A 280-nucleotide genomic window follows, 5' to 3' on the forward strand; every position below is an offset into this window, starting at 1 on the left:
GCCTAAAGGTTCCGATTACATAATAAAAACCTTGGCGAGCAAAAATCATATAACGGGAAATGGACATGCTAAAACTAAAAAAAACCATCGCTATAAGTGCTATAGCATTAATGGGCGCAACATCTTTAACGTCAACAGCCGTACATGCTGAAGTAACTGCTAATGCAGCGGCAACATCAAACTACTTCTGGCGTGGTCAAGAGCAAACTGGGGGCGATGCAGCTATTTCAGGCGGTATTGATTACGCCAATGAATCGGGCTTTTATGCAGGTACTTGGGC

At 43.6% G+C, this 280-nt stretch carries 1 protein-coding gene; it reads left to right on the forward strand.

From position 1 onward, the window contains the following. Positions 1 to 65: 65 nt before the first annotated feature. On the forward strand, positions 66 to 280 hold a 215-nt coding region (locus AAEZ18_RS18690), incomplete at its 3' end, for a TorF family putative porin (RefSeq protein ID WP_352255888.1).

The organism is Pseudoalteromonas sp. 19-MNA-CIBAN-0066, assembly GCF_040308705.1.
Lineage (GTDB): Bacteria > Pseudomonadota > Gammaproteobacteria > Enterobacterales > Alteromonadaceae > Pseudoalteromonas > Pseudoalteromonas nigrifaciens.